General features: G+C 61.4%; 21 protein-coding genes. 12 read left to right on the plus strand and 9 right to left on the minus strand.

The genetic code is table 11. The annotated features are described in order from the left end of the window. The first annotated feature begins 250 nt into the window (after window positions 1–250). A complete protein-coding gene (locus AC1D1B_RS30130) occupies window positions 251–1,225 on the plus strand; it encodes a nucleoside hydrolase (RefSeq protein WP_477337041.1) in 975 nt (324 codons plus the stop codon). A 32-nt stretch (window positions 1,226–1,257) separates the two neighbouring features. Here the strand turns inward: AC1D1B_RS30130 and AC1D1B_RS30135 are convergent, their stop codons facing one another. Then, complete coding sequence (locus tag AC1D1B_RS30135; protein ID WP_477337043.1) at window positions 1,258–1,905, minus strand: class I SAM-dependent methyltransferase; 648 nt, start codon at window positions 1,903–1,905, stop codon at window positions 1,258–1,260. Between the two features lie 180 nt (window positions 1,906–2,085). Between AC1D1B_RS30135 and AC1D1B_RS30140 the strand changes: the two genes are divergently transcribed. Further along, the gene (locus AC1D1B_RS30140) at window positions 2,086–4,263 is read left to right on the plus strand and encodes a tetratricopeptide repeat protein (RefSeq protein ID WP_477337045.1); all 2,178 of its coding nucleotides are present in this window, start codon (window positions 2,086–2,088) and stop codon (window positions 4,261–4,263) included. 92 nt (window positions 4,264–4,355) lie between these two features. Continuing rightward, the gene (locus AC1D1B_RS30145; RefSeq protein ID WP_477337047.1) at window positions 4,356–6,536 is read left to right on the plus strand and encodes an adenylate/guanylate cyclase domain-containing protein; all 2,181 of its coding nucleotides are present in this window, start codon (window positions 4,356–4,358) and stop codon (window positions 6,534–6,536) included. Between the two features lie 11 nt (window positions 6,537–6,547). Here AC1D1B_RS30145 and AC1D1B_RS30150 read toward each other — a convergent pair whose 3' ends face one another. The 7 genes from AC1D1B_RS30150 to AC1D1B_RS30180 all read right to left on the minus strand — a co-directional run bounded on the left by AC1D1B_RS30150 (window position 6,548) and on the right by AC1D1B_RS30180 (window position 13,258). Beyond that, window positions 6,548–7,051, minus strand: a complete 504-nt coding sequence (locus tag AC1D1B_RS30150; protein WP_477337049.1) for a YHS domain-containing (seleno)protein — start codon at window positions 7,049–7,051, stop codon at window positions 6,548–6,550. A gap of 12 nt (window positions 7,052–7,063) precedes the next feature. Next, window positions 7,064–7,654, minus strand: a complete 591-nt coding sequence (locus AC1D1B_RS30155; protein ID WP_477337051.1) for an ankyrin repeat domain-containing protein — start codon at window positions 7,652–7,654, stop codon at window positions 7,064–7,066. Window positions 7,655–7,789: 135 nt separating this feature from the next. Next, window positions 7,790–8,860 (minus strand): adenylate/guanylate cyclase domain-containing protein, encoded by a 1,071-nt coding sequence (locus AC1D1B_RS30160; protein ID WP_477337053.1) that lies wholly within the window; start codon window positions 8,858–8,860, stop codon window positions 7,790–7,792. A gap of 3 nt (window positions 8,861–8,863) precedes the next feature. After that, window positions 8,864–9,358, minus strand: a complete 495-nt coding sequence (locus AC1D1B_RS30165; protein ID WP_477337055.1) for a Rab family GTPase — start codon at window positions 9,356–9,358, stop codon at window positions 8,864–8,866. 11 nt (window positions 9,359–9,369) lie between these two features. Beyond that, window positions 9,370–12,048 carry an OmpA family protein gene (locus AC1D1B_RS30170; RefSeq protein ID WP_477337057.1) on the minus strand — a complete coding sequence of 893 codons (2,679 nt, stop codon included), beginning with the start codon at window positions 12,046–12,048 and terminating at the stop codon, window positions 9,370–9,372. A 7-nt stretch (window positions 12,049–12,055) separates the two neighbouring features. Further along, a complete protein-coding gene (locus AC1D1B_RS30175; protein WP_477337059.1) occupies window positions 12,056–12,721 on the minus strand; it encodes a hypothetical protein in 666 nt (221 codons plus the stop codon). A 306-nt stretch (window positions 12,722–13,027) separates the two neighbouring features. Further along, a complete protein-coding gene (locus AC1D1B_RS30180) occupies window positions 13,028–13,258 on the minus strand; it encodes a hypothetical protein (protein WP_477337061.1) in 231 nt (76 codons plus the stop codon). 243 nt (window positions 13,259–13,501) lie between these two features. Here AC1D1B_RS30180 and AC1D1B_RS30185 point away from each other — a divergent pair, with 243 nt between their 5' ends. Beyond that, the gene (locus AC1D1B_RS30185) at window positions 13,502–14,542 is read left to right on the plus strand and encodes an aminopeptidase (protein ID WP_477337102.1); all 1,041 of its coding nucleotides are present in this window, start codon (window positions 13,502–13,504) and stop codon (window positions 14,540–14,542) included. Window positions 14,543–14,576: 34 nt separating this feature from the next. Here the strand turns inward: AC1D1B_RS30185 and AC1D1B_RS30190 are convergent, their stop codons facing one another. Beyond that, entirely contained in the window at window positions 14,577–15,674 is a 1,098-nt protein-coding gene (locus tag AC1D1B_RS30190) for an ROK family protein (protein WP_477337104.1), read from the minus strand. Here AC1D1B_RS30190 and AC1D1B_RS30195 point away from each other — a divergent pair. The 8 genes from AC1D1B_RS30195 (at window position 15,571) to AC1D1B_RS30230 (ending at window position 22,876) form a co-directional block, all read left to right on the plus strand. Further along, on the plus strand, window positions 15,571–15,804 hold the full coding sequence (locus tag AC1D1B_RS30195; protein ID WP_477337108.1) for a hypothetical protein: 234 nt from the start codon (window positions 15,571–15,573) through the stop codon (window positions 15,802–15,804). The two genes, AC1D1B_RS30190 and AC1D1B_RS30195, sit on opposite strands and share 104 nt — an antisense overlap. A gap of 124 nt (window positions 15,805–15,928) precedes the next feature. Further along, window positions 15,929–17,197 (plus strand): ABC transporter substrate-binding protein, encoded by a 1,269-nt coding sequence (locus AC1D1B_RS30200; RefSeq protein ID WP_477337063.1) that lies wholly within the window; start codon window positions 15,929–15,931, stop codon window positions 17,195–17,197. Between the two features lie 66 nt (window positions 17,198–17,263). Then, window positions 17,264–18,199 (plus strand): carbohydrate ABC transporter permease, encoded by a 936-nt coding sequence (locus AC1D1B_RS30205; protein ID WP_477337065.1) that lies wholly within the window; start codon window positions 17,264–17,266, stop codon window positions 18,197–18,199. Then, window positions 18,192–19,097, plus strand: coding sequence for a carbohydrate ABC transporter permease (locus AC1D1B_RS30210; RefSeq protein ID WP_477337067.1), 906 nt, complete (start codon window positions 18,192–18,194; stop codon window positions 19,095–19,097). The genes AC1D1B_RS30205 and AC1D1B_RS30210 overlap by 8 nt, the downstream gene beginning before the upstream one ends. 67 nt (window positions 19,098–19,164) lie before the next feature. Next, a complete protein-coding gene (locus AC1D1B_RS30215; RefSeq protein ID WP_477337069.1) occupies window positions 19,165–20,271 on the plus strand; it encodes an ABC transporter ATP-binding protein in 1,107 nt (368 codons plus the stop codon). A gap of 12 nt (window positions 20,272–20,283) precedes the next feature. Then, complete coding sequence (locus AC1D1B_RS30220; protein WP_477337071.1) at window positions 20,284–21,051, plus strand: SDR family NAD(P)-dependent oxidoreductase; 768 nt, start codon at window positions 20,284–20,286, stop codon at window positions 21,049–21,051. Next, window positions 21,048–22,064, plus strand: coding sequence for a sugar phosphate isomerase/epimerase family protein (locus AC1D1B_RS30225; RefSeq protein ID WP_477337073.1), 1,017 nt, complete (start codon window positions 21,048–21,050; stop codon window positions 22,062–22,064). The genes AC1D1B_RS30220 and AC1D1B_RS30225 overlap by 4 nt, the downstream gene beginning before the upstream one ends. Further along, entirely contained in the window at window positions 22,064–22,876 is an 813-nt protein-coding gene (locus AC1D1B_RS30230; protein ID WP_477337074.1) for an SDR family NAD(P)-dependent oxidoreductase, read from the plus strand. Before AC1D1B_RS30225 ends, AC1D1B_RS30230 begins: the two co-directional genes overlap by 1 nt. The last annotated feature ends 10 nt before the right edge of the window (window positions 22,877–22,886 follow it).

The following is a 22,886-nucleotide window of genomic DNA, read 5'->3' on the forward strand; positions in this document are numbered from 1 at the left end:
CGGTGAAGCAGTTCACGTAGCGTGCCCGCCCAGAAACATTTGTATGCAAATCAATTGCCGGCGGAGATGGGCACTGCCGGCTGCGGGGCAAGGCCGCTGCAACTGCAATCTTTGGGCGGGCGTTCCGTCGGCCGTTGCGATGGCGCGACTACAGGGGTTGGCACTACGGTTGCCGAGAGCGAGAACCTTGACGGCGCAAGCGGCGGCAGTCTGTAGTCGCGGCAAGTCGGCCGACGGAGGAGGTATCGCCTTGGAAAAGATCATCCTGGACTGCGACCCTGGGCATGATGACGCGATCGCCATCCTGCTGGCGGCAGGCAATCCGAACATCGATCTCCTCGGCATCACCACGGTTTCGGGCAACCACAATGTCGAGAACACCACGCGCAACGCGCTTTCGGTATGCACCGCCTATGGCATCAAGGTGCCGGTGGCGAAGGGCTCTCCCGGCCCGCTGCTCATCGACCAGGTGCTGGCCATCGAGATCCACGGCGAGACCGGGCTCGACGGCCCCGAGCTGCCGCCGGCCTCCTTCGAGCTCGACAAGCGCCATGCCGTCGACTTCATCATCGACACCGTCATGGCGCATGAGCCGAAGACGGTCACGCTGGTGCCCGTCGGCCCCTACACCAACATCGCGCTAGCCGTGCGCAAGGATCCCCGCATCGTCGAGCGGGTGAAACGGGTCGTCGCGATGGGGGGAAGTTATACCAGGGGAAACATCACGCCGGCGGCGGAGTTCAACGTCTATGGCGATCCGGAAGCCGCCGACGTGGTGTTCCGTGCCAAATGGGATGTCACCATGGTGGGGCTCGACCTGACGCACCAGGCGCTCGCCACCAAAGAACTTCAGGACCGGGTGCGCGCCGTCGGCGGCCCGATGGCCAAGTTCATCCTCGACATCTGGGAGTTCATCGCGACCACGCATGGCGGCCTGCTGCAGATCGAGTATCCCGCCATCCATGACGCGTGCTGTGTCGCGGCCCTGATCGATCCCGCCATCATCACCACCGAAAAAGCCGACATTCGCGTCGAGCTCGCGGGACGGTGGACCAAGGGCATGACGGTCTGCAATTTCGAGAAGATGGGCGGCATGCACCATTTCGGCGGCACGGCGAGCGAGCAGGTCGACTTCCGCCACACCGTGGCAATGAAGCTCGACCATCCGAAGTTCTGCGATTTGATCGTGGATGCACTGGAGCGGCTCGCCAACCAGAAGGCGTGACACAGCTGACCGCAGCTGTAGAAGAACCCAGCCTATAGCTTCCTGAAAAAGCCGGACAGAATGTTCGGACCCGCCTCGCCCGGCCGCAGCCTGATCCCGTCCTCGAAGCCATTCAGCGTCACGCATTCGAAGCCATTGTCGGCGAGCAGCGCCACCAGCGAGTCCCGGTCGAAATGGTGCAGGTGCTCGTTGGGCAGGCGCATGCGCCACGTCTCAAACCACGCGTCGCCATCGGCGCCGAGCTCACGCCAGCGGCAATAGGGAACGGCGATGGCCAGATGGCGGGCCTGAAGGCGGGCGAGAAAACTCAGGTCAGGGATGTGCTCAAGCACGTCGAACATGGCGACGAGATCCCACGCGCCGGCAAGCGCCTCATCCCAATCGACAAAACGGACGCCCTTGGGCAGCGGAAACCTGGTGATGTCGCAGCCGGCGCAGTCGGCAACTCCGGTAATCTTGGCGGCTTCGATAAATGTGCCGGTACCATATCCAATCTCGAGCACCGACCGCGGTATCTCACCGGTGATCCCCAGCACCCAGCCAAGCCGCTGATAGCCGAGCTTGATGGTGCGGTCGCTCAGGTCCTCGTAGTAGGACATGTATTGCTTGTCGTACTTGATCGGCGTGACGTCGATCTGGTGGATAACGCCAAACCGGTCGATCTCGTAATTGTCTAGCATTGGCGTACGGCCCCTGGGAGTGCGAAGCCTTACACGGCGGAGCTGAACGCAAAGTAAGCGGCCAGGGGGTACGTGGTTGCATTGACCGCTGCCCCAAGGGGCCGAGCACGCTCGCAATCAAAGAAGTACTAGAATACGCTCGTCGGCGAAGCTTTGACCAAGGAGGCGGGACACCCGCACATGGAGCGACGGCTCACCGCAATCCTTGCTGCCGACGTGGTCGGATACAGCACGCTCATGGGCGAGGACGAGGTCGGTACGCTCGAACGATTGAAGGGTTGCCGTCGCGAATTGGTCGACCCTGCGATCAAGGAATTCCACGGCCGCATTATCAAGCTGATGGGCGACGGGGCGCTGGTCGAATTCGCCAGCGTCGTCGATGCCGTCCAGTGCGCTGCCGCGATTCAGCGCCGGATGGCTGATCGCAATAAAGGCACCGCTGATGCCCGCCACATCCGGTTTCGCATCGGCGTCAATCTTGGCGATGTCATCGTCGAGGAAAATGACATCTATGGCGATGGCGTGAACATCGCCGCGCGCCTGGAGTCGATGGCCGAGCCGGGGGGTGTATGTATCTCCGGAACCGCATTCGATCATGCGGTCCACAAGGTGGACGTCGGCTTTGCCAGTCTTGGCGAGCAGCGCCTCAAGAACATCGCCGATCCGGTTCGCGCGTATCGGCTTCTGCTCGATCCCGCAGCCTCGGGCAAGGTCGTGGCCGCACCACACCGGCCGGGCCTACGCGTCGTGATCCTGGCGAGTGTCGCGGCCCTGGCAGTTGCCGTGCTCGCCGGCATTTTTGCCTGGCAGACGTTCTCGGTGCCATCGCGGCCATCGGTTGCCGTGCTGCCGTTTGCAAACCTCGGCGGTGATCCAGGCCAGGACTATTTCGCCGACGGCATCACCGAAGATCTGATCACCGACCTCACCAAGCTTTCCGGTCTCGACGTCATCGCGCGCAACTCGGTGTTTGCCTACAAGAACAAGCCTGCGGCGCTGGCCGATGTCGCGCGCGACCTTGGCGTCCGCTTCGTCGTCGAGGGGAGCGTGCGCCGCACCGGCGAGCAGATACGCCTCAATGCCCAGCTCATCGATGTGACAACTGGCGACAATCTGTGGGCCGACCGGTTCGACCGCGGCATCGCAGGCGTGTTTGGCGTCCAGGACGAGATGAGCAGGGAGATCGCCAAGGCGCTCGGCCTACAGCCCTCGACGGTGGAAAGCGAGCGTATGGCGCGCCCCCCGACCGAAAACCTCGAGGCCTACGACTTCTATCTCAGAGCCGAGCAGGCGGCGCGCACCGGCGGGCGCGAGGAACTGCGGGAGTCGCTTGCACTCTACGACAAGGCGGAGGAGCTCGACCCCGCTTTCGCTGAAGCCTTCGCGGCCGACGCCGCCATGACCGCCTATATCTGGCGCGAGTCCTTCAATGACATTGTACAGAGCGCGCCTGCACGCAAGCGCGCTTATGAGAAGGCAAGCCGTGCTTTGCAACTCGACCCCGACCTTTCGTCGCCCTATGCAATTCTTGGTATCATGCAGGTCGTGGATCGCCGCTACGAGGAAGCCATCGCTTCGGCCAAGCGAGCCGTCGCGCTCGGCCCCGGAGATGCTGAGACGCAAATAGCTCTGGGATACGTGCAATTGTTCGCCGGCAATCATGCCGAGGCAGCCGTTGCCGTCGAGACGGCGCTCAGGCTCGATCCCAACCTTTCCCCCATCAACCGGCAAATTGCCGGTCTGGTGTTTCTCATTCAAGGCAACACCGACAAGGCGATTGAGGCGCTCGAACGCGCCCGCGACGAGGCGCCGTCAGTTGGAGATTTCAGGATTGACCTCGCTGCAGCCTACGCCCGCGCCGGCCGTTTGCCCGACGCAAGAGTGGCGGTCGCCGAGGGACTACGTTCCACGTCGACAGCTGGGTCCGATTCATTGTCAGCATATCGGCTCAACGGTGCCCAATATCGTAACCCGCGCGATTTGGCTCTCATCATCGACGCGCTGCAGCAGGCGGGCTTGCCCGAATGGCCATTCGGCTTCACCGGCGACGAGCACAACCGCTTGAAGGGCGAGGAGATCGCGTCGCTGGTGCTGGGTCATACGCTGCAGGGCCAGCTGGAACCCGGTCTCCAACCAGCCTTCCTTCAGATCGGGAGTGACGGCAAGGCGGCTTTCCGCTCCACGACGCGGCTGGTCACCGAGACCATCCATGTCGATGGCGACCTATTGTGCGAGCAGAGCGAGAACATGTTCGGGCGCCCCGACTGCGGACCCGTCTACAAACGCAGCGACGATGCCGGCAACGGCTATACCTTCGTCAACTCAAGCAAGGTGTTCCACTTCGCGGTCGTTCAGTAGAGAGGCCCGCGTCTATCGCGCGCTCGCGTCACGGACAGGACTAGACTACCTTGCCTGCGAAGCCGCTTCGATCGGGAAAGGCGCAGGCACGTATGGAGCGACGGCTCACCGCAATCCTGTCCGCCGACGTGGTCGGCTACAGCCGCCTGATGGGCGAAGACGAAGTCGGCACGCTCGATCGACTCAAGGGTTGCCGTCGAGAACTGGTCGACCCTGCGATCAAGGAATTCCACGGTCGCATTATCAAGCTCATGGGCGACGGCGCGCTCGTCGAGTTCGCCAGCGTCGTCGATGCCGTCCAGTGCGCTGCCGCGATTCAGCGCCGGATGGCTGTCCGAGACCAGGGCACCTCCGACCCCCGCCACATCAGGTTTCGCATCGGCGTCAATCTTGGCGATGTCATCGTCGAGGAAAATGACATCTACGGCGATGGCGTCAACATCGCTGCGCGCCTCGAGGCTATGGCCGAGCCAGGCGGAGTCTGCATCTCCGGAACCGCATTCGATCATGCCGTCCACAAGGTTGATGTCGGCTTTGCCAGCCTTGGCGAGCAGCGCCTCAAGAACATCGCCGATCCGGTTCGCGCGTATCGGCTGCTGCTGGATCCCGCAGCCTCGGGCAAGGTCGTGGCCGCGCCACACCGGCCGGGCCTGCGCGTTATGATCCTGGCAGGCGCCGCCGCCCTGGCGATTGCCGCGATTGCCGGCTTTTTCGCATGGCAGAAGTTCTCGATGCCATCGCGGCCATCAGTTGCCGTGCTGCCGTTTGCAAACCTCGGCGACGATCCAGGCCAGGACTATTTCGCTGACGGCATCACCGAGGATCTGATCACCGACCTCACCAAGCTTTCCGGTCTGGACGTCATCGCGCGCAACTCGGTGTTCGCCTACAAGAACAAGCCTGCGGCGCTGGCGGACGTCGCCCGCGACCTTGGCGTCCGCTTCGTCGTCGAGGGGAGCGTCCGCCGCACCGGCGAGCAGATCCGCCTCAACGTCCAGCTCATCGATACGGCAACGGGTGACAATCTGTGGGCCAACCGGTTCGACCGTGGCATGGCCGGCGTGTTTGCCGTCCAGGAAGAGATGAGCGGGGAGATCGCCAAAGCGCTCGGCATCCAGGCTTCCGCAGCGGAGAGCGAACGCATGGCACGCCCGCCGACGAATAATCTCGAGGCCTACGATTACTATCTACAAGCCGAGACGGCGTCACGCAGCGTCCTGCAGGCCGGGCTGCGGGAGGCGCTCACGCTCTACGACAAGGCAGAGGGGCTCGACTCCACTTTCGCAGAAGCCTTTGCGGCCGACGCGCGCACGACAGTCTATATCTGGCGCGAGGCCTTCAACGACATCATCCAGAGCGCGCCAGCACGAAAGAGAGCCTATGAGAAGGCGAGCCGAGCTTTGGAACTCGACCCGGACCTTTCATCGCCCTATGCAATTCTCGGTATCATGCAGGTCGTGAATCGCCGCTACGAAGATGCGATTGCCTCTGCCAAGAAGGCTGTTTCAATCGGTCCGGGCGATGCAGAGGCGCAAGCAGCCCTTGGATATGTTCAGTTATACGCCGGCAATCATGCAGACGCAGCCACCGCGGTCGAGACGGCGCTCAGGCTCGACCCCGACCTCTCCGCCATCAATCGGGAAACTGCTGGGCTGGTTTTTCTTCTCCAGGGGAATGTCGAGAAAGCGATCGAGACTCTCGAGCACACACGCGACGATGCGTCCACGGTTGGCAACTTTCGGTTTACGCTCGCTGCGGCGTATGTCCGCGGCGGCCGTCTACCGGATGCGAAAGCCGCAATCGCCGATGGGCTCCGCCTCGTAGCAGGGTCCAGCTACGTGGACTCCTTGGCTGGGTGGGAGATGACTCATGCACATTTCCGGAACCCGCAGGATCTGGCGATCCTCGTCAATGCGCTGCGCCAGGCAGGCCTACCCCAATGGCGCTTCGGCTTTACCCCGGACGAACGCGACCGGTTGAAGGGCGCTGAGATCGCGTCCCTCGTCATTGGCCATACACTGCAAGGCCAGATCGAACCCGGTCTCCAACCAGCCTTCCTTCAGATCGGGAGCGACGGCAAGGCGGCTTTCCGCTCGACGACGCGGCTGGTCACCGAGACCGTCTACGTCGATGGCGATCTCTTGTGCGAGCAGAGCGAGAACCTGTTCGGGCGCCCCGACTGCGGTCCCGTCTACAGACGCAACGACGCAGCCGGCAAAGGCTACTCCTATGCCAATACAAGCAAGGTGTTTCACTTCACGGTGGTTCAATAGACGCACGCGCGTCAGTGATACTTGTCGAGCTCCAAATTGGCCGCGACCTTCGGCCAGTTGGCATCGGCTTTCGGTATTTCTTCAGCTGCATGCGCGGCGAAACTGTCCGCATTGCCGACGTCGTAGATCAGGTAGAGCTTGCCGTCGATAATCTTGAATGCCTCGGGATCGACATTGACCGTGACCCCTCCGCCCACGACTTCACCGGCACAGTAGCCGCCATATTGAGGAGCGTACTTGACCGGTTCGCTCATGAACATTTCCTGGTGTTTCTTGCTGGCGAAATGCCAAGGTGTCCCCAGCCATTCATAAGTGAATTCTTCGGAGCCCTTCACGGCCTTGCCGTCAGTGAAGTAAGCGACCGTGTCGTAGCCCATGATCGCCACACCGCCGAAATAGCCGGTGTTTACCGAATCGTCGGCCCAGGCCGATCCCGCGCCGGCGACCGCAGCTACCGCGACCAGGGCAGCCGCTCCCAAATTCCGAACCAGTCGTGACTTGATCATCGTGCTCATCTGCATCCTCCGTTAATCGTGGATCTCGGCGCACTTCGCCGCGTTCGCCTCGCCAAGGATTTTGGCTTGGCAGGTAGCGCCATGGCGTTTGAACAGTCGTAAGATATCCGTGTTGCCCTTCCAGAATGCGCGCGTTGTCGGCATGTAGCCATGACCCTCGGGATGGTTCACATCGGCACCTTTCGCGATAAGGAATTCGGCCAGTTCAACGTGGTTTTCCTCGCCGGCCACCAGCAACGGCGTTGCACCCGCCTTGTTGGCGGCATCGTCGAGCACCGCGCCTTTTTCCAATAGCAGCTTGGCGATCGGCAGGCTGCCCGAGAAGGCCGCCGCATGAAGCGGGGTGAAGCCGCCCGAGTTGCGCGCCATGACGTCGGCGCCCTTGCCCAGCAGGAATTCGGCGATTTCGGGCTGGTTGTCGAGCGCTGCAGCGATGAGGAGGGTTGCCTGGTCGCGTGCCCGGCTGTCGACGTCGGCACCGCCTGCCAGGGCTTGCTCCACTGCACCCTTGTCGCCGGCGGCGATGGAGTCGAATAACGGCTCACCTGCGGCTGCAGTTGTAGCCGCCAATACCAGCATTCCAAGTGCCAGCAGTCCGCGCATAACGCAGGGGTAGCATATATTAGCCTGGAATCATACAAGCTGCGTTGGGCCTATCGGGGCAGATGCTGGCGGACGGCGCGGTCGGGCTAGCTTGAGACGCAGTGTGCTCCAGGGTCGTCACCGCCAAGCGGCAAATCAGGGCGGGAGCCGCCACATTCGCACACGACCCGTACCACGCAATTCCGTTTCCCCGAGTGGGTAGAAAGCAAACTTTGGTCCAAGCAGTTGGTGCGTTGCGTCCGAAATACGGATTTCATCGGGCTCCGCGGACGTTTGAATACGTGATGCGAGATTAACGGTCTCGCCCCACAGGTCATAGGCGAACCGCCTCTTGCCTATGACGCCCGCCACGATTGGTCCTGAATGAATTCCGATTCTCAGTCTTATCGGTTCTCCTGCGAAGCGTTCGCGCTTAACCGCCTTGCGCAGCTCAATTGCATAGCGCGCGAGGGCTCCTGCATGATCGGATCGCGCGGTGGGCAGGCCAGCGACCACCATGACACAATCCCCGATTGTCTTGATCTTTTCGCAGCCGTAGCGTTCCGAGAGCCGATCCGCCGCCTTGAAGAAGTAATTTAGAATAGCAAGCGTCGTCACGGCTCCGACGCTGCGCGCTCTTTCCGTAAAACCGACGATGTCGGCAAAAAGCACACTCACCTCTGCGTGGTTGTCAGCAATTTTCTTGTGCGCTTTTAACCGCTCCGCGATCGACGCCGGAAGAATGTTGAGGAGCAGGGCTTCGGCGCGCTGGTATTCACGCGCCAATCCCTCCTGGCTCTTCCTCAACGCCTCGTTCGCCGATTGTAATTTCTCGTTGAGTTGACGTTCCCTCTCTTGCAGGAGGGTCATTTCATAAGCCTTCTGCTGAAGCCGCTGCCTGTTGTCGCGTTCGGCGGCGGCGTCGAGAAAGAGCAGCCACACGAAGTCATTGTCAGCAAAAAAATGAAGGTCCGCGACACGCCCGCTGGGCAGTTCGACCATGGGGATATGAAACGGAAGCTCCGGGCAAGGCAGAAAACCTTCCATGAACTCAAGCTGCTCGGCAACAGGCTTGCCAATGCGAAGCGATGAGAGTCCGTGATGTTCAACATTACCGCCCTTCGCAGCTACGCAAAACTGGGCGTCGATTTTCAGATATGCGACAGAGCGCCCTTCATAGAAGAAATTGAAAATCCAATTTCCGACTTCTTTTGGCAATCCATGCATGGTCTATTTTGTGACCATTAAAGCAAGTTGATGAAACGCATCATCAACATGCTCACCCGTGAGCGCACTTGTCAGATAGATTTGCCATCCACGCTGCCTCAGCTCGTTAATCTCGCTATCCGATATTGCCCACCGATCGGCCAGATCGGATTTGTTGATCAGCAATATAAACGGCATAGCGCCGAATTCTGCCTCGACCCGTTCGCGCAGCGTGAGCGCCACGGCAAGGGTGGCGGCGCGGGTTCCATCGACGACAAGCACGAGCCCGGTTGCCCCTCGAACATAGCTGACGCGGAATGAGCCGATATCGTCTTCGCCGGCCAAATCCCACAAAATCAGATCCACGGTCTTGTCCGGCAGTTCGACGCTCTTCTTGTCGATTTTCACTCCCACCGTGGTCAAGTAGGTTTCTGAGAAGATGCTTTGCACAAACCTGCGAACCAGACTCGTCTTTCCGACAGCGAACCCGCCGAGCATGCAGATCTTTTTTTGCAACATTTCAGGCCCCACTAGTCCAGGTTTACAGTAATCGAAACCCGGCGATTGGTGGAGTTCCCGGTTTGACTATTTTCAGGCACCAGTGGCTCAAAAGTGCCCGCGCCCCGAACCAGTAGCAGTTCCGGAGCGACGCCACGCTTGTTGAGAAGCGCACGAACTGTCTCGGCGCGGGCGGCGCTGATCGATGCGTTGGCCGTCTCACGGCCCGTGGTGTCCGAATGGCCGGTCAACATGAACCGCGCTGATACGCCTGACTTGCGGGCTTTTTCGGCGAATTCCTTTATTTGATCCGCCAACCTGTCGAGAACCGGCGTCTGCTCTGGTCCCGGCACAACTTTGCCGGAAGGGAAGAAGATATCGGTCGTCTGGATGGCTTCTCTCAAATAATTAAGTTCTGCAAGGTTCAGCTCACTCAGCTGCGAGACATCCAGAATCACTCCGTCCGCCGAAAGCTGTTCGGCGGCCGCCTGCGCCCGGTTGATCCAGCCGGCAGGAGCCTCACCCACGGCAACGATGCGACCCTGGACGATCGAAAGCTGAACCGACTTCGGCGGGTTCAGCGACGCCGTCAGCCGCTTGACCACGAACTTCGGATCAAGGCTCTGATAGAATTGCCACTGTGCATGAACGCGGGCAGGATCAACCTCCGTTCCGGACAGCAGAGCTTGCGGGTCGGCGGCAAGCGGGTCTCTCAGGCCGGAAATGTAGAATTGGCCGCCCCTCGCTGTTTGTTGGGCGACAATGATTCCCGGTTGGGCCTCAAGTCGCGACACATAATACTGCCAGTGCTCCGCCGCGCGTGCGTCGGGGCTCACATCACGAACCTTGGAGATATCGAATTCCGGTCCGCCTGCCGAAAGCTGTCGGGCCGCTGCGCGCGCCCGATCTATCCAGGTGTCGGGAGCCTCACCCTCGGCAATGAGGCGACCATTAACGATCGAAAGTCGCACTGTGTCCGGCGGATACAGCGACGCCGTCAGCCGCTTCAACACGAACTCCGGCTCAAGGCTCTGATAGAATTGCCACTGCGAATGAACCCGGGCGGGATCGACCTCAGTTCCAGACAACAGCGACTGCGGGTCGGCGCCAAGCGGGTCCCTCAGGCCGGCAATATAGAATTGGCCGCCGCTTATCTTTTGGTCTGCAACGATGATGCCCGGCTGGGCGTCCAGTCGCGACACGTAAGCCTGCCAGCGCTCCGCCGCGCGTACTTCGGGGCTTACATCACGGACCCCGGAGATATCGAAGACCGGCCCGCCTGCCGAAAGCTGCTGGGCCGCTGCGCGCGCCCGATCTATCCACGTGTCGGGAGCCTCACCCTCGGCAACGATGCGATCATTGGCGATCGACAGTCGTACTGTATCCGGCGGAGCCAGCGATGCCGTCAGCCGCTTCAGCACGAACTCCGGCTGAAGGCTCTGATAGAATTGCCACCGCGAATGAACCTGGGCGGGATCGACCTCCGTTCCAGACAACAGCGACTGCGGGTCGGCGGCAAGCGGGTCTCTCAGGCCGGCAATATAGAATTGGCCATCGCGTACCTGTTGTTCGGCAACGATGATGCCCGGCTGGGCCTCCAGTCGCGACACGTAAGCCTGCCAGCGCGACACATAAGCTTGCCAGCGCTGCGCGGATTGCCAAGAAAGAAAGTACCAACCGCCTGCCAGACTCAAAAGCACCAGGGCAACGGCCGCCACCAGCCACGGAAATCCCTCGTTTGATTCCTCCTGCTTGAGCTCGACGCAGGTCTGCAACTGCGCCTCTACGCTGGCCAACTGCGAACCGTCGCCGTCAAACTGCTCTAAAGCCTGTGAGGATTCCTCATGGATGCGAAGCAATACATCGCGAAGTATTTCATGCAATCCCTCTGGCGGATTTCCCCGGATCACCGAAACCAGGGTCGCAAACGGTCCAACTTCTGACCAGAGACGAAGCTCGCCAAAACGGATTGTGTCCAGGCCGCTCTGCTCTTTCTCGTTAAATGAATCCTTCACAAAATCTTGAATTGCACTAAGCATCGAAGAAATAAGCTGAGGATCTTCGCTCGTCGCATTATCGGCCGTTACATGCGCTATCAAAAGACCGGAATTGCGATGAATGAGAAAGGCATGTTCTATTCGATAGACAAGAGAGTGCTTCAGAACAACTTCTGAGAAGCTTGCACCCGTTCTCCAGGCCTCAAATCGCCACTTGAGACCATGCCAGGTAAATATATGCCTTAAAGTTTCATTCAGCGACTGAAAGGTCTGGTCGATCTTTTCCCCGATCGACTTGCGAATTGCCGGCAGAAACACCGGGTATAATATATCCGTAAGCGTACGCGGGCTCTTCTGGATCGACCGTTGCACAGCCCTTTCGACAGCTGGCGCAAGCGCCTCGCCGAGTTGCGCATGAGACGCTCGTGCGGCCGCACTGGGAAGAACGTCGCCCACTGCTGTCGCAAGCTGCTCCGGTTCGTCCAGCAGATGCGTAACTCGTGAAAGCTCCGAGATTTCGCGGCTGACCAGCAACTGGCGAAGCGTTTCCATGCGAGGATCGGCGGTTGGAACTCCGTCGAAACGCGCACGGTAGTCCGGATCAACGTTCCGGGCAATTTCGATCAAAAGACGAGCCAGAGCCTCGCGATCAATCTCTGTATCGTTCGAGGCTGTTCTTTGCGGTAGGTTGAGTGGGTCGACGGTTGACGTCAAGGTCCCATCAACTCGCTTTCCAGCTACGGTCCGAATTGCTCTTGCTGCCGACGGGATCCTGATTCAGACATTTTGCTACCTCGACAAACAGGCCAGCCAAAAGATTTCGGTCGGTCTTGACGTTGCTGAGATCGGCAAACATCTTCTCGATCAGCATCTGAACGCCTTCATTCTTCTGCTTGATTTCCTCACGCAGCGAATGATCGTTTCGATTTATCCGGTCCGCGACGTCGCGCTCAAACGCGCTCAATTGATCCGACAACGCGCGCACCTGCTTTTCAAGCGCCTGGTTTTGCTCGCGAAGATTCCGGTCAATCTCCTTATCGGCGTCGGCTCGCGAATCTTTTTCGTTCCGCAATTGCCCCGCAAGCGAATCGACCTGCTTCTTGGCGTTTGACTCGTACATCTCAAGATTGCGCTTGGCTTCGGATTCGACATCCTTGAAGCGCTGCAAGACGCGTTCTTCGAGCTTGGAAAAGCGGCGGTCATAGTCCTGCATCTGGTTGCCGAACAGCAGGTCACGTATCTTGTCGACACCTACAGCGTCGCCGGGGGCCCCGTTCTCGCGAGCCTGAACCCCCAAGAAGTTCAGCCCGTTTCCTTCTGCGTTAGCTATCAGATTTGTGTCCGCCTTCTTTTCTGAAGGAACGGTATTCGTAGATTCCTTTGCCATGCTTTTGCCCTTCCATTTGAACACCTGCCACGGTGAAAAACCCCATATAAAACAGAGCATGTCAGCAAAATACCCGGCTCGCAAGCGGGTATCTCTTGACTTGAGCCGATTCGTGAGGCAGCCGACTGCAGCGTCGCCGAGTCAGCAACGGACGTTTGGGCGAGGCCATTTCAAATGGCGGCGGCGGCAACTGCAATATTGCGCTCAATATTGCTCGGCAAGAAGCGCGTCACCAATTATACGGCAACACTGCGGGCGTTTCCGGTCTGGGCTTTTTCCAGGAGCTAGTCGACGCGCGCGGCTCTGCTAGTTCGAAAAGCTCACGCCCACGCCGCGTTGCCGAAAATAAGCCTGCATCAACTTGCGGCCCTGGCGGTTGTTCTGCGCCAACTTGGTCGGATCGAACACCGCCTGTTTTGTCCCTTCTCGAGCCAGCGCCGCCTTGAGCGTCGCGATATGTGCGTCGATGTCGGCATTGTCGGCCCGAAGCGAGGCATAAATGCTCTCGGTCGCCTGGGCCACGGTCGGTTCGCTCACAGCTGTCGTCCTTTGGTTGATTGGCGGCGGCTTAACACAGATTCGCGGCTCCGCCGATACCGGTGGACTTCCGACCATCGAAGGCGAATGGCCGCATTGCCAACCCTGCCAAGTCGAAAGTCCGACCCGTTGCCCCTGTAGAGCTTGACGAAAATCCGTGCGCCTGTTTGAGAGCGGAGGATCGAGACATCGATTCATGGGGAGATGGGCAAGGGTGGGCAAACCGTGAAGCGCGTTCTTCGGATGCTTGCCGCGGTGATCGTGGCGTCCGGGGTGGCCGGCTGCACAAGCATTTCCTACTACGCGCAGTCGCTGGAGGGCCATGTGCAGATCATGGCCGCGCGCAGGAATGTCGGGAAACTCATCCATGATCCTTCGACGCCCGAGGCCTTGCGCGCCAAGCTGACATCGGCGAGCGCCATAAGACGGTTTGCGACAGATGAACTGGCGCTACCCGACAACAGCAGCTACCGCAGCTATGTCGACATCCATCGCGACGCCGTGACCTGGGCGGTTTTTGCCGCGCCGCAATTCTCGCTCGCGCCCGCAACATGGTGCTTTCCGGTTTTTGGCTGCGTCCCGTACCGGGGTTACTTCTCCAGGAAATCTGCGGCTGAGAACGCTGTCGAGCTTCATAAACAGGGGCTCGACGTCTATGTCTCGGGCGTCACCGCCTATTCCACACTGGGCTGGTCCAGTGACCCGCTGCTGAGCACCATGCTGCGTCAGGACGACACCTATCTGGCAAGCCTTGTTTTTCACGAACTGGCGCACCAGCGCCTGTATGTGAATGGCGACTCCGCATTCAACGAGGCGTTCGCCGTTGCCGTCGAAACCTCTGGCGTCAGGAAATGGCTCCGCGCCGCCGGCGATCGGGCCGGATTGCGCCGCTACGAAGCCGATCGCAAGCGCAGCGCCGATTTTCTCGGACTGGTGTCGAAAACGCGCGACGAGTTAAGGCAGGTCTATGAAAGTCCCCGTCCCCCGGAGCAGATGGCGGCCGCGAAAGCCGCCACGATCGACAGGCTGCGGATGCGCTACCGGCAGATGCGCGACCGGCGCTGGGCCGGATACCGGGGGTATGACGCCTGGTTTAATTCCCCGATCAACAACGCAAAGCTCGCCGCGACTTCTGTCTACGGTGAACAGGTTCCGGCCTTTCTTCGCTTGTTCGACTTGTGTTCGGGCAATTATCCAAGGTTTTACGCTTCTGTTCAACGGATCGCGGATTTGCCCAAATCGTCCCGCGCCGAAGCGCTTAGGGCTGCCGATACGTGCAATTGACTTGAACAAGCACGGGACCCGGCCTGCCTGACGATCAGCCGAGCGACAGTTCCTTCGTCTGGTGTCTCAGCACCAGGCCGACCGCGCCCAGCAAGGCGTCGTTCTCGGTATGCTTGCCAACGATGATGCGCGTGCGCAGGGCCGGAGCGATATCGCGGGACTTGATGAGCGTGTGGCGTTCATAGGACGCGATCAGCGGCGTCAACAGAATGTCGCCTGCCAGAGCCATGTGGCCGCCGATGATGATAAGCGGCGGATTGAGCACCGAGCCGATCAGGCCGAGACCCCGGCCGGCGATCTCGGCGGTATCCTCGATCATCCGCAACGCCCTGACGTCGCCCTGCTCGGCCATGGTGATGACATCGTCCATGGTGACTTGCCGCCGCACGACACGCGAAATCTGTTCCAGCGGCCGGGTAAAACTCGCATAGAGCTCCAGGCATCCGCGATTGCCGCAGCGGCAAAGATCGCCGCCGGGATCGATGCTGATGTGCCCGAATTCACCAGCGCCGCCGGCGATGCCCGTCACCAGCCGGCCTTGCTGGACAATGGCCCCGCCGACACCCAGATCGATCTTGAACAGCACAAAATCGTCCTGGCCGACGGCCGCGCCCCACATCAGCTCCGCAATGGCCGAGCAGTTGCTCTCGTTGTCGGCGAAGATCGGCTGTTCCAGGACGGGTCCGAACACATCTCGTATGTTGACGCCGGCCCATGTTGGAACCATGCTCGCGCGCAGCACCACTCCATCGCGGCTGACAGGGCCGGAGACGGAAACCCCAACCCCCAGGAGCCCCGCCATCGGCAGACCGTTTTCCTTGTAAGATTGGGCAATTGCCGATTTGACCATCTGGGCCGCCTGTTGCGGCTGGTAGTCCAGAGCCATTGATATAGTTTGTTCGGCAATGACGGAATGCGAGACATCGGCGACGATGAGCCGTATCTGCTGAAGAGCCAAATGAATTCCGACGCAAGTGCCCGCTGTCGGATTGAGCGTAACGGCCGCGGCTGGCCTGCCGATACCTCTGATGCCATCGCTGCTGGCCGGGGCTTCGATCACCATCCCCGATTTTCTCAAGCCGTTGAGCGCGGTTGAGACCGTCGAGCGCGCCAGACCGGTGACACGTGCGATCTGCGAGGCGGAGAGCACGCCGCGCTCGCTCAGGCAGCGCACGATCATGCTCTCCGGCGACGCGGACGGTCTGTCGATCAGCCAGGTTCTAAGCGAAGGTTTTGTCATGAACCAACATAAACATCGTTGACTGATAGTTCCAATATGTCATCTTGGAAAGAACTCGAGATTAACGCATCTCGCCGGCGGCGGCTTCAAACCCGCGGCCATAAGCGGTCGAGACGAACCGTGCAACCATATGTGGGAGTGAAACCATGAAATCCGCCATGACCGCCTTCGCGGTCGCTGCTGCTGCGTGCACTCTTGTCGCCGGAGCAGCCTTCGCCGAGCCCAAGACGAACCTTTTGCACCAATGGTCGACCGGATCGGACGCCCAGGCGATCGCCAAGCTCGGCGAGATGTTCACCGCCAAGGGCGGCAAATGGGAACAGACCTCGATCGCCGGTCACACAGCCAATACGCTGGCCAAGCTGCGTGCCGACGTGATCGCCGGCAATGCCCCGCCTGCCGTGCAGCTTAAAGGCCCCGAAATCGCCGAGTGGAACGAGACCGGCATGACCGCCGATCTCGACGAACTGGCGGCCTCGGAGGGATGGGAGAAAGTGGTCGCGCCGGAATTGCTTCCGGTGATGAAACCGACCGGCAAATGGGTCGCCGCGCCCATGAACATCCACCGCATCAACTGGCTCTGGGCCTCGCCGAAGGTCATGCAGGCCGCCGGCGTGGCGGAAATGCCCAAGACCTGGGCCGAGTTCAATGCGGCCTGCGACAAGATCGTCGCCTCAGGCAAGATCTGCATCTCGCATTCGACCGCCGACTGGACGGATTCGACGGTGTTCGAGGTCGTGCTCTATGGCCAGGACATCGATCTCTATCGCAAGGCCTTCGTCCAGGGCGACGTCGAATCCATGCGCAGCCCGGGGATGGTCAAGGCCTTCGAGCAGATGCGCCTGATGACGAGCAAGTACATGGATCCGGGCATGGTCGGCCGCGACTGGGATTCGATGTCGGCGCTCGTCGGCAAGGGCGACGCGGCGTTCCACATCATGGGCGACTGGACGATCGGCCTTTTGACCGCCGCCGGCTTCAAGGAAGGCACCGACTATGTCTGCGCCCAGGCGCCGACCGATTGGGGCAAACCCGGCTTCATCCTCAACTCTGACTCGGTCGTGTTCTTCAAGCAGAAGGACCAGGATTACATTGACGGCCAGAAGCTGCTTGCCAGCCTGATCCTGTCGGCCGACTTCCAGACGGTCTTCAACCAGGCCAAGGGCTCGATCCCCGCACGCCTGGATATCGATCTGTCGAAGGGCTTCAATCCGTGCCAGCAGATCTCGCAGAAGGATTTGCAGGCTTCGATCAAGGAAGGCACGCTGGTGCGCTCGATGGCGCACAACATGACCATCCCGCAGAAGATGCGCGGCGCGATCATGGACTCCATCACCGAGTTCGTGGCGACGCCCGATATGTCAGCCGAGGATGGCGCCAATGCGATGGCCGACGCGGCAGAAGCACAGAAGTAGACGGGAACGGCCGGGCGCAATTTCTATCCGCACCCGGCCATCCTCCATCCCAGTCCTGTGCTCTGAATGTCAAATCACGACCTGATCCTGTCGGTCCCGGCGCCCGCCCGCCCTTGGCGGGAGCGGCTGGGCTCCGCGGTGCCCTTGCTGGTGCTCGGCCCTTCCCTGGTGGCGAGCTTCATCTACGTCTTCGTGTTCACCGGCTGGACGCTCTACATCTCGCTGTCGAACTCCTCGCTGCTGCCGACCTACGGCTTCGTCGGCCTGGACAACTACGCGTCGCTGTGGGCGAACCGACGCTGGAACATCGCCTACACCAACCTCTTCTTCTTCAGCGGTTTCTACATCGTCGGCTCGATGGCCGTGGGACTGCTGCTGGCGATCCTGATCGACCAGCGCGTGCGCGGCGAAGCCGCCTGGCGCACCATCTTCCTCTATCCGCTGGCGGTCTCCTTCATCGTCACCGGCACGGTCTGGAGCTGGCTCTACAACCCGGTCGACGGCATCCAGGCGCTGGTGCGCGGCTTCGGCTGGACGAGCTTCAGCTTCGCACTCGCCAGCGACCGACACTATGCGATCTACGCGGTAATCATCACCGGCGTTTGGCAGTCCTCGGGCTTTGCCATGGCGCTCTTCCTGGCCGGTCTGCGCTCGGTGGATCAGGACCTCGTCAAGGCCGCGCAGATCGACGGCGCATCGACCTTCCGCATCTATCGCAAAGTGCTTCTGCCAACGATTGCGCCGATCTTCCTGGCGGTCGCTGTCATCCAGATCCAGTTCGCCATCAAGACCTTCGACCTTGTGGCGGCCCTCACCAAAGGCGGCCCGGGGATCTCGACCACCTTCCCCGCCATCTACGTCTATGACCTGATGTTCCAACGCGGCCAGATCGGCGAAGGTGCGGCCGCCGCCATCATGATGCTTGCCGCTCTTGCCGTGGTGCTGGTGCCCTATTCCTTCTGGGTTGTCTGGCGCCGGCGCAAGGAAGCCGGCCATGGCTGACGTCTTACTGGATCAGTCGCTCGATCATCGCGCTGCCACTGTTGCGGCGCGCCGGCATTTCCTCACCCGCTTGGTCATCTACGGGCTTCTGGTTATCTTTGCGGCGATCTATCTGATCCCGTTGCTGGTCGTGGTGCTGAATTCATTCCGCGACCAGCAAGAGATCGCGCGCAACGGGTTGATCTCGCTGCCACGCAGCTTCCGCCTCGAAGCCTGGGGCCAAGCCTGGAGCAGCTATTGCATCGGCGGTACCTGCGAGGGCATGCAGCGCAACTTCTACAACTCGCTGAAAATGACGATCCCGGCGACGATCATCTCGACGGCGGTCGGCGCAATGAACGGCTACATCCTGTCGAAATGGCGCTTCAAGGGTTCGGAAGCGCTGTTCACCTGCATGCTGCTCGGCGTCTTCATTCCGGGCCAGATTTCGTTGATGCCGTGGGCGTTCATCCTCGGCAATCTGGGTCTCAGCAATTCGGTCTACGGGCTCGTCCTCATCCACGTCATCCAGGGCATTTCGTTCACCACCCTGTTCTGCCGCAACTACTATGTCAGCATCCCCGACGATCTGATCAAGGCGGCGCGCATCGACGGCGCGGGCTTCTGGCGCATCTTCCGCAAGATCATTCTGCCGCTCTCCTCGCCGATCCTGATCGTCACGGTGATCTGGCAGTTCACCGGCATCTGGAACGAATATCTGTTCGGTGTCGTCTTCACCTCCGGGCAGCAGCAGCCGATCACGGCCGCGCTGGTCGCGCTGACGGCAAGCGGCACGAATGTCCGCGCCTACGATGTCATGAGCGCCGCCGTGCTGATCGGCGCGCTGCCGCCGCTGCTGATCTATCTCTTCGGCGGCAAGTATTTCGTCCGCGGCCTGACCCAAGGTGCGATCAAATGAGGCGCGATCAAATGAGCAGAGCCTGTCTGATGTCGCCGATCGTCCCGTCTCGGAAGAAGGGCATCGCATGTCGACATTGACCATCCGTGCCCTGCGCAAGAACTTCGGCGCGGTCGAGGTGCTTAAGGGCATCGATCTCGAGGCGCAGAACGGCGAGTTCATCGCGCTGGTCGGACCGTCCGGCTGCGGCAAGTCCACACTGCTGGCGATGATCGCCGGGCTGGAAACGGTAACCTCCGGCGAGATCCGCATCGACGGAAGGCTGGTCAATTCGGTTGCGCCGAAGGACCGCGACATCGCCATGGTGTTCCAGTCCTACGCGCTTTACCCGACGATGACGGTGCGCGAGAACATCACCTTCGGTATGGAAAGCCGCCGCGTACCGAAGCCGCAGCAGGACGAGGCCGTCAAGCGGGTTGCCGCTTTCCTGCAGATCGAGCCGCTGCTTGGGCGCAAGCCCGGACAGCTCTCAGGCGGCCAGCGCCAGCGCGTCGCCATGGGCCGGGCGCTGGTGCGCGATCCGAAACTGTTCCTGTTCGACGAGCCGCTCTCCAATCTCGACGCCAAGCTGCGCGTCGACATGCGCACCGAAATCAAGAAGCTGCATCACCGCGTCGGCAAGACGACGGTTTACGTCACCCACGATCAGGTCGAGGCGATGACGCTGGCATCGCGCATCGCCGTGATGCATCAGGGCGAGGTTCAGCAATTCGATGAGCCGGCGACGATCTACAACCGTCCGGCCAACATGTTCGTCGCCGGCTTTATGGGTTCGCCGGCGATGAATTTTCTGCCGGCCGAACTGAGCCAGCAAGGCGGCCACCCCGCTGTTGCCTTGCAGACCGCCGACGGCAAGACGGCCAGCCTGCCGATCGTCCAGGCGCTCCCATCCGATACGCCGCGACAGCTCATTCTCGGCATCCGGCCGGAGCACATCTACCGGTTCGATCCCGATCTTGCGCGTCGCAAGCCAGGCATTGCGCAAATCGATGCCGTGGTCGAACTGGTCGAGCCGACAGGTGCGGAGACCATGGCCGTTCTGCGCCTGGGCGGCAAGGAGATCACCGGCCGCTTCGACCCCGACGGCACGCCACGGATGGGTGAGACGGTGACGCTCGGCATCGACATGGCGCGTGCGTGCCTGTTCGACCCGACGACCCAACGCCTGATCTGAGAGAGATCCGCATTGTCCTTCGCCACCTATCCGAGCCTGACTGAGCGTGTCGTGCTGATCACCGGCGGCGCATCGGGCATCGGCGCCGACACGGTCCGCGCCTTCGCCGCCAATGGCGCGCGCGTGGCGTTTCTCGATCTGCAGCAGGAGGCGGGCGAGGCGCTCGCCCGGGAGCTCGCCGCCACAGCGCCGCACGCGCCGCTGTTCCTGCGCTGCGACGTGACCGATATCCCTGCCCTCCAGGCTGCGATCGGCACGGTGCGCGAGCGCCTCGGACCGGTCGCGGTGCTGGTCAACAACGCCGCCGACGACAATCGCCAGCGGGTCGCCGACATCACGCAGGCGCACTGGGACCACGCCCAGGACGTGAACCTCAGGCACCACTTCTTTGCCGCCCAGGCCGTGCATCCGCACATGAAGGAATTGGGCTTTGGTTCGATCGTCAACTTTTCCTCGATCGCCTGGCGTTTCGGCGCGGCGGAGATGGCACCCTATGCGACGGCCAAGGCCGCGGTGATCGGCTTGACCTTCGCGCTGGCGCAGGCGTTCGGCCCCGACAACATCCGTGTCAACGCCATCGAGCCGGGCGCCGTCATCACCGACCGGCAACGGCAGCTTTGGTTCAAGACTCAAGGTGCGGTCGACCGGGTCGTGCAGCGCCAGATGATCCCTAGGGTTCTGCTCGGCGATGAGATCGCGCGCACGGTGCTGTTTCTCGCCGCCGACGACAGCCGGATGATCACCAAGCAGTCGATCACCGTGGATGCCGGCCTGCGATGACAGAACCAAAGGATCGCTTCATGCTTGAGGTCGGCCTGAACCCCTATGGCCTGACCTATCATCTCGGCCTGCAGGGCCGCGGCACGCCACGCGCCAATCCCCAACCTGCGGGGCTCGAAGGTTTCATCGCGCTGGCGACCGAACTCGGCGCGCTTGTGCTGGAAATCTGGGTGCCTTGGCTGACGGAGCTTTCCGACGACGCGGTGATCGCGCTGCGCGAACGGCTCGCCGGCCTTGGCATCACGCCGATCGTCAGCGGCGGCCTTCTGGTGGGCGAACCGCTTGACGATGCATTTCGGGCCGCACGCCTGTTGAAGGCCAAGATCATTCGGACGGCGCTGACGCCGGTTCTGTGTGGCGACCGCAACGCCGCCGGCGACCAATGGAGCGAATTCGGCGGCATCATTCGGGAGCGATTGGTGGAGTGGGGTGCCCGTGCGTCTGCCGAAGGCTATGTCCTCGCGATCGAAAACCACCAGGATTTCACCAGCCAGGAACTCGTCGATTTCTGCGCGCTTGGCGGTCAAGGCGTCGGCGTCACCTTCGACACCGGCAACACATTCCCGGTCGGCGAAGCGCCGCTCGATTTTACGCGGCGGATCGCACCTCATGTCCGCCATGTCCACCTCAAGGACTACCGCGTGCAGTTCACGAGCGAGGGCTACCGGCTGATCCGTTGTGCCATCGGCGATGGCGCTGTGCCGTTTGCCGAGCTGTTTGCAATTCTTGGCCAGCACCACGATCGCATGACCGCCGTTCTCGAACCGGGCGCCCTGGAGGCGCGGCATGTCCGCTTCCTCAGCGACGACTGGTGGCGCGGCTATCCCGAGAAGACGGCGCGCGAATTTGCCGCCTGCCTGGCGGCAGCCCAGCGCAATCGGCTACCCGACGATGCCGACTACCGTACCCCCTGGGAGCGCGAAGACGATGGGTCCCTGGTTTCCTATGAGCTCGACATGATCCGGCGCAGCGCCGCCAACATGCGCAACCTTGGTTTAGCGGAGAAGATCTGATGACGACACGTGAACTCGATGGATTGACCGCCTTCGTCACCGGCTCCGGCCGTGGCCTCGGCCGCGTGATGGCCGAGCGCCTGGCGGAACTCGGCGCCAATGTCGCGATCCACGACATGGACGAAACAGCGCCGGCCAAATACGGCGAGTTCGCCAATCTCGGCGAAGTGGTTGAGCGCCTGAAGCGGCATGGCACGAAGGTGACGTCGGTGACCGGCAACATAGGCGACCAGAAGGCGGTGGCCGAGATGAAGCGCAAGATCGAGGCCGATCTCGGCGACGTGCATGTGCTGGTCAATTGTGCCGGCGGCGACATCGGCGCCAAGGGCGGCAAGCCGAACCCGAACAACGCCCTCGACATCGAACTCGACGACATCCGCGTGCTCACCGAGAACAATCTGATCGGCACGATGCTGGTCTGCCAGGCCTTCGTGCCGCCGATGAAGCAGCGCGGCGGCGGCTCCGTCATCAACATCGCGTCGGCGGCGGCACATATCGGCTGCTCGCCCGAGGTCGTCTATTCCACCTTGAAGGCCGCGGTCGTGCATTACACGCGCTGCCTCGCCAAGGAACTGATGGAGGACGGCGTGCGCATCAACGCGGTCAGCCCCGGCGCCACCAAGACGGCACGCTTCCAGGCGACCCGCGTGGTCGATCCGGAGCGCATGGATTCGAGCAGGAAATCGCTGAACCGCTATGCGGAGCCGGAAGAGATCGCCGAGGCGGTGGCCTTCCTCGCCGGCCCGCGCGCGCGCTTCATCAACGGCCAGGTCCTCCGCGTCGATGGCGGCTTTACGATCTTTCCGGGATGAAGGGCGGCGG

The organism is Mesorhizobium sp. P2_C5_2 (genome assembly GCF_056404535.1).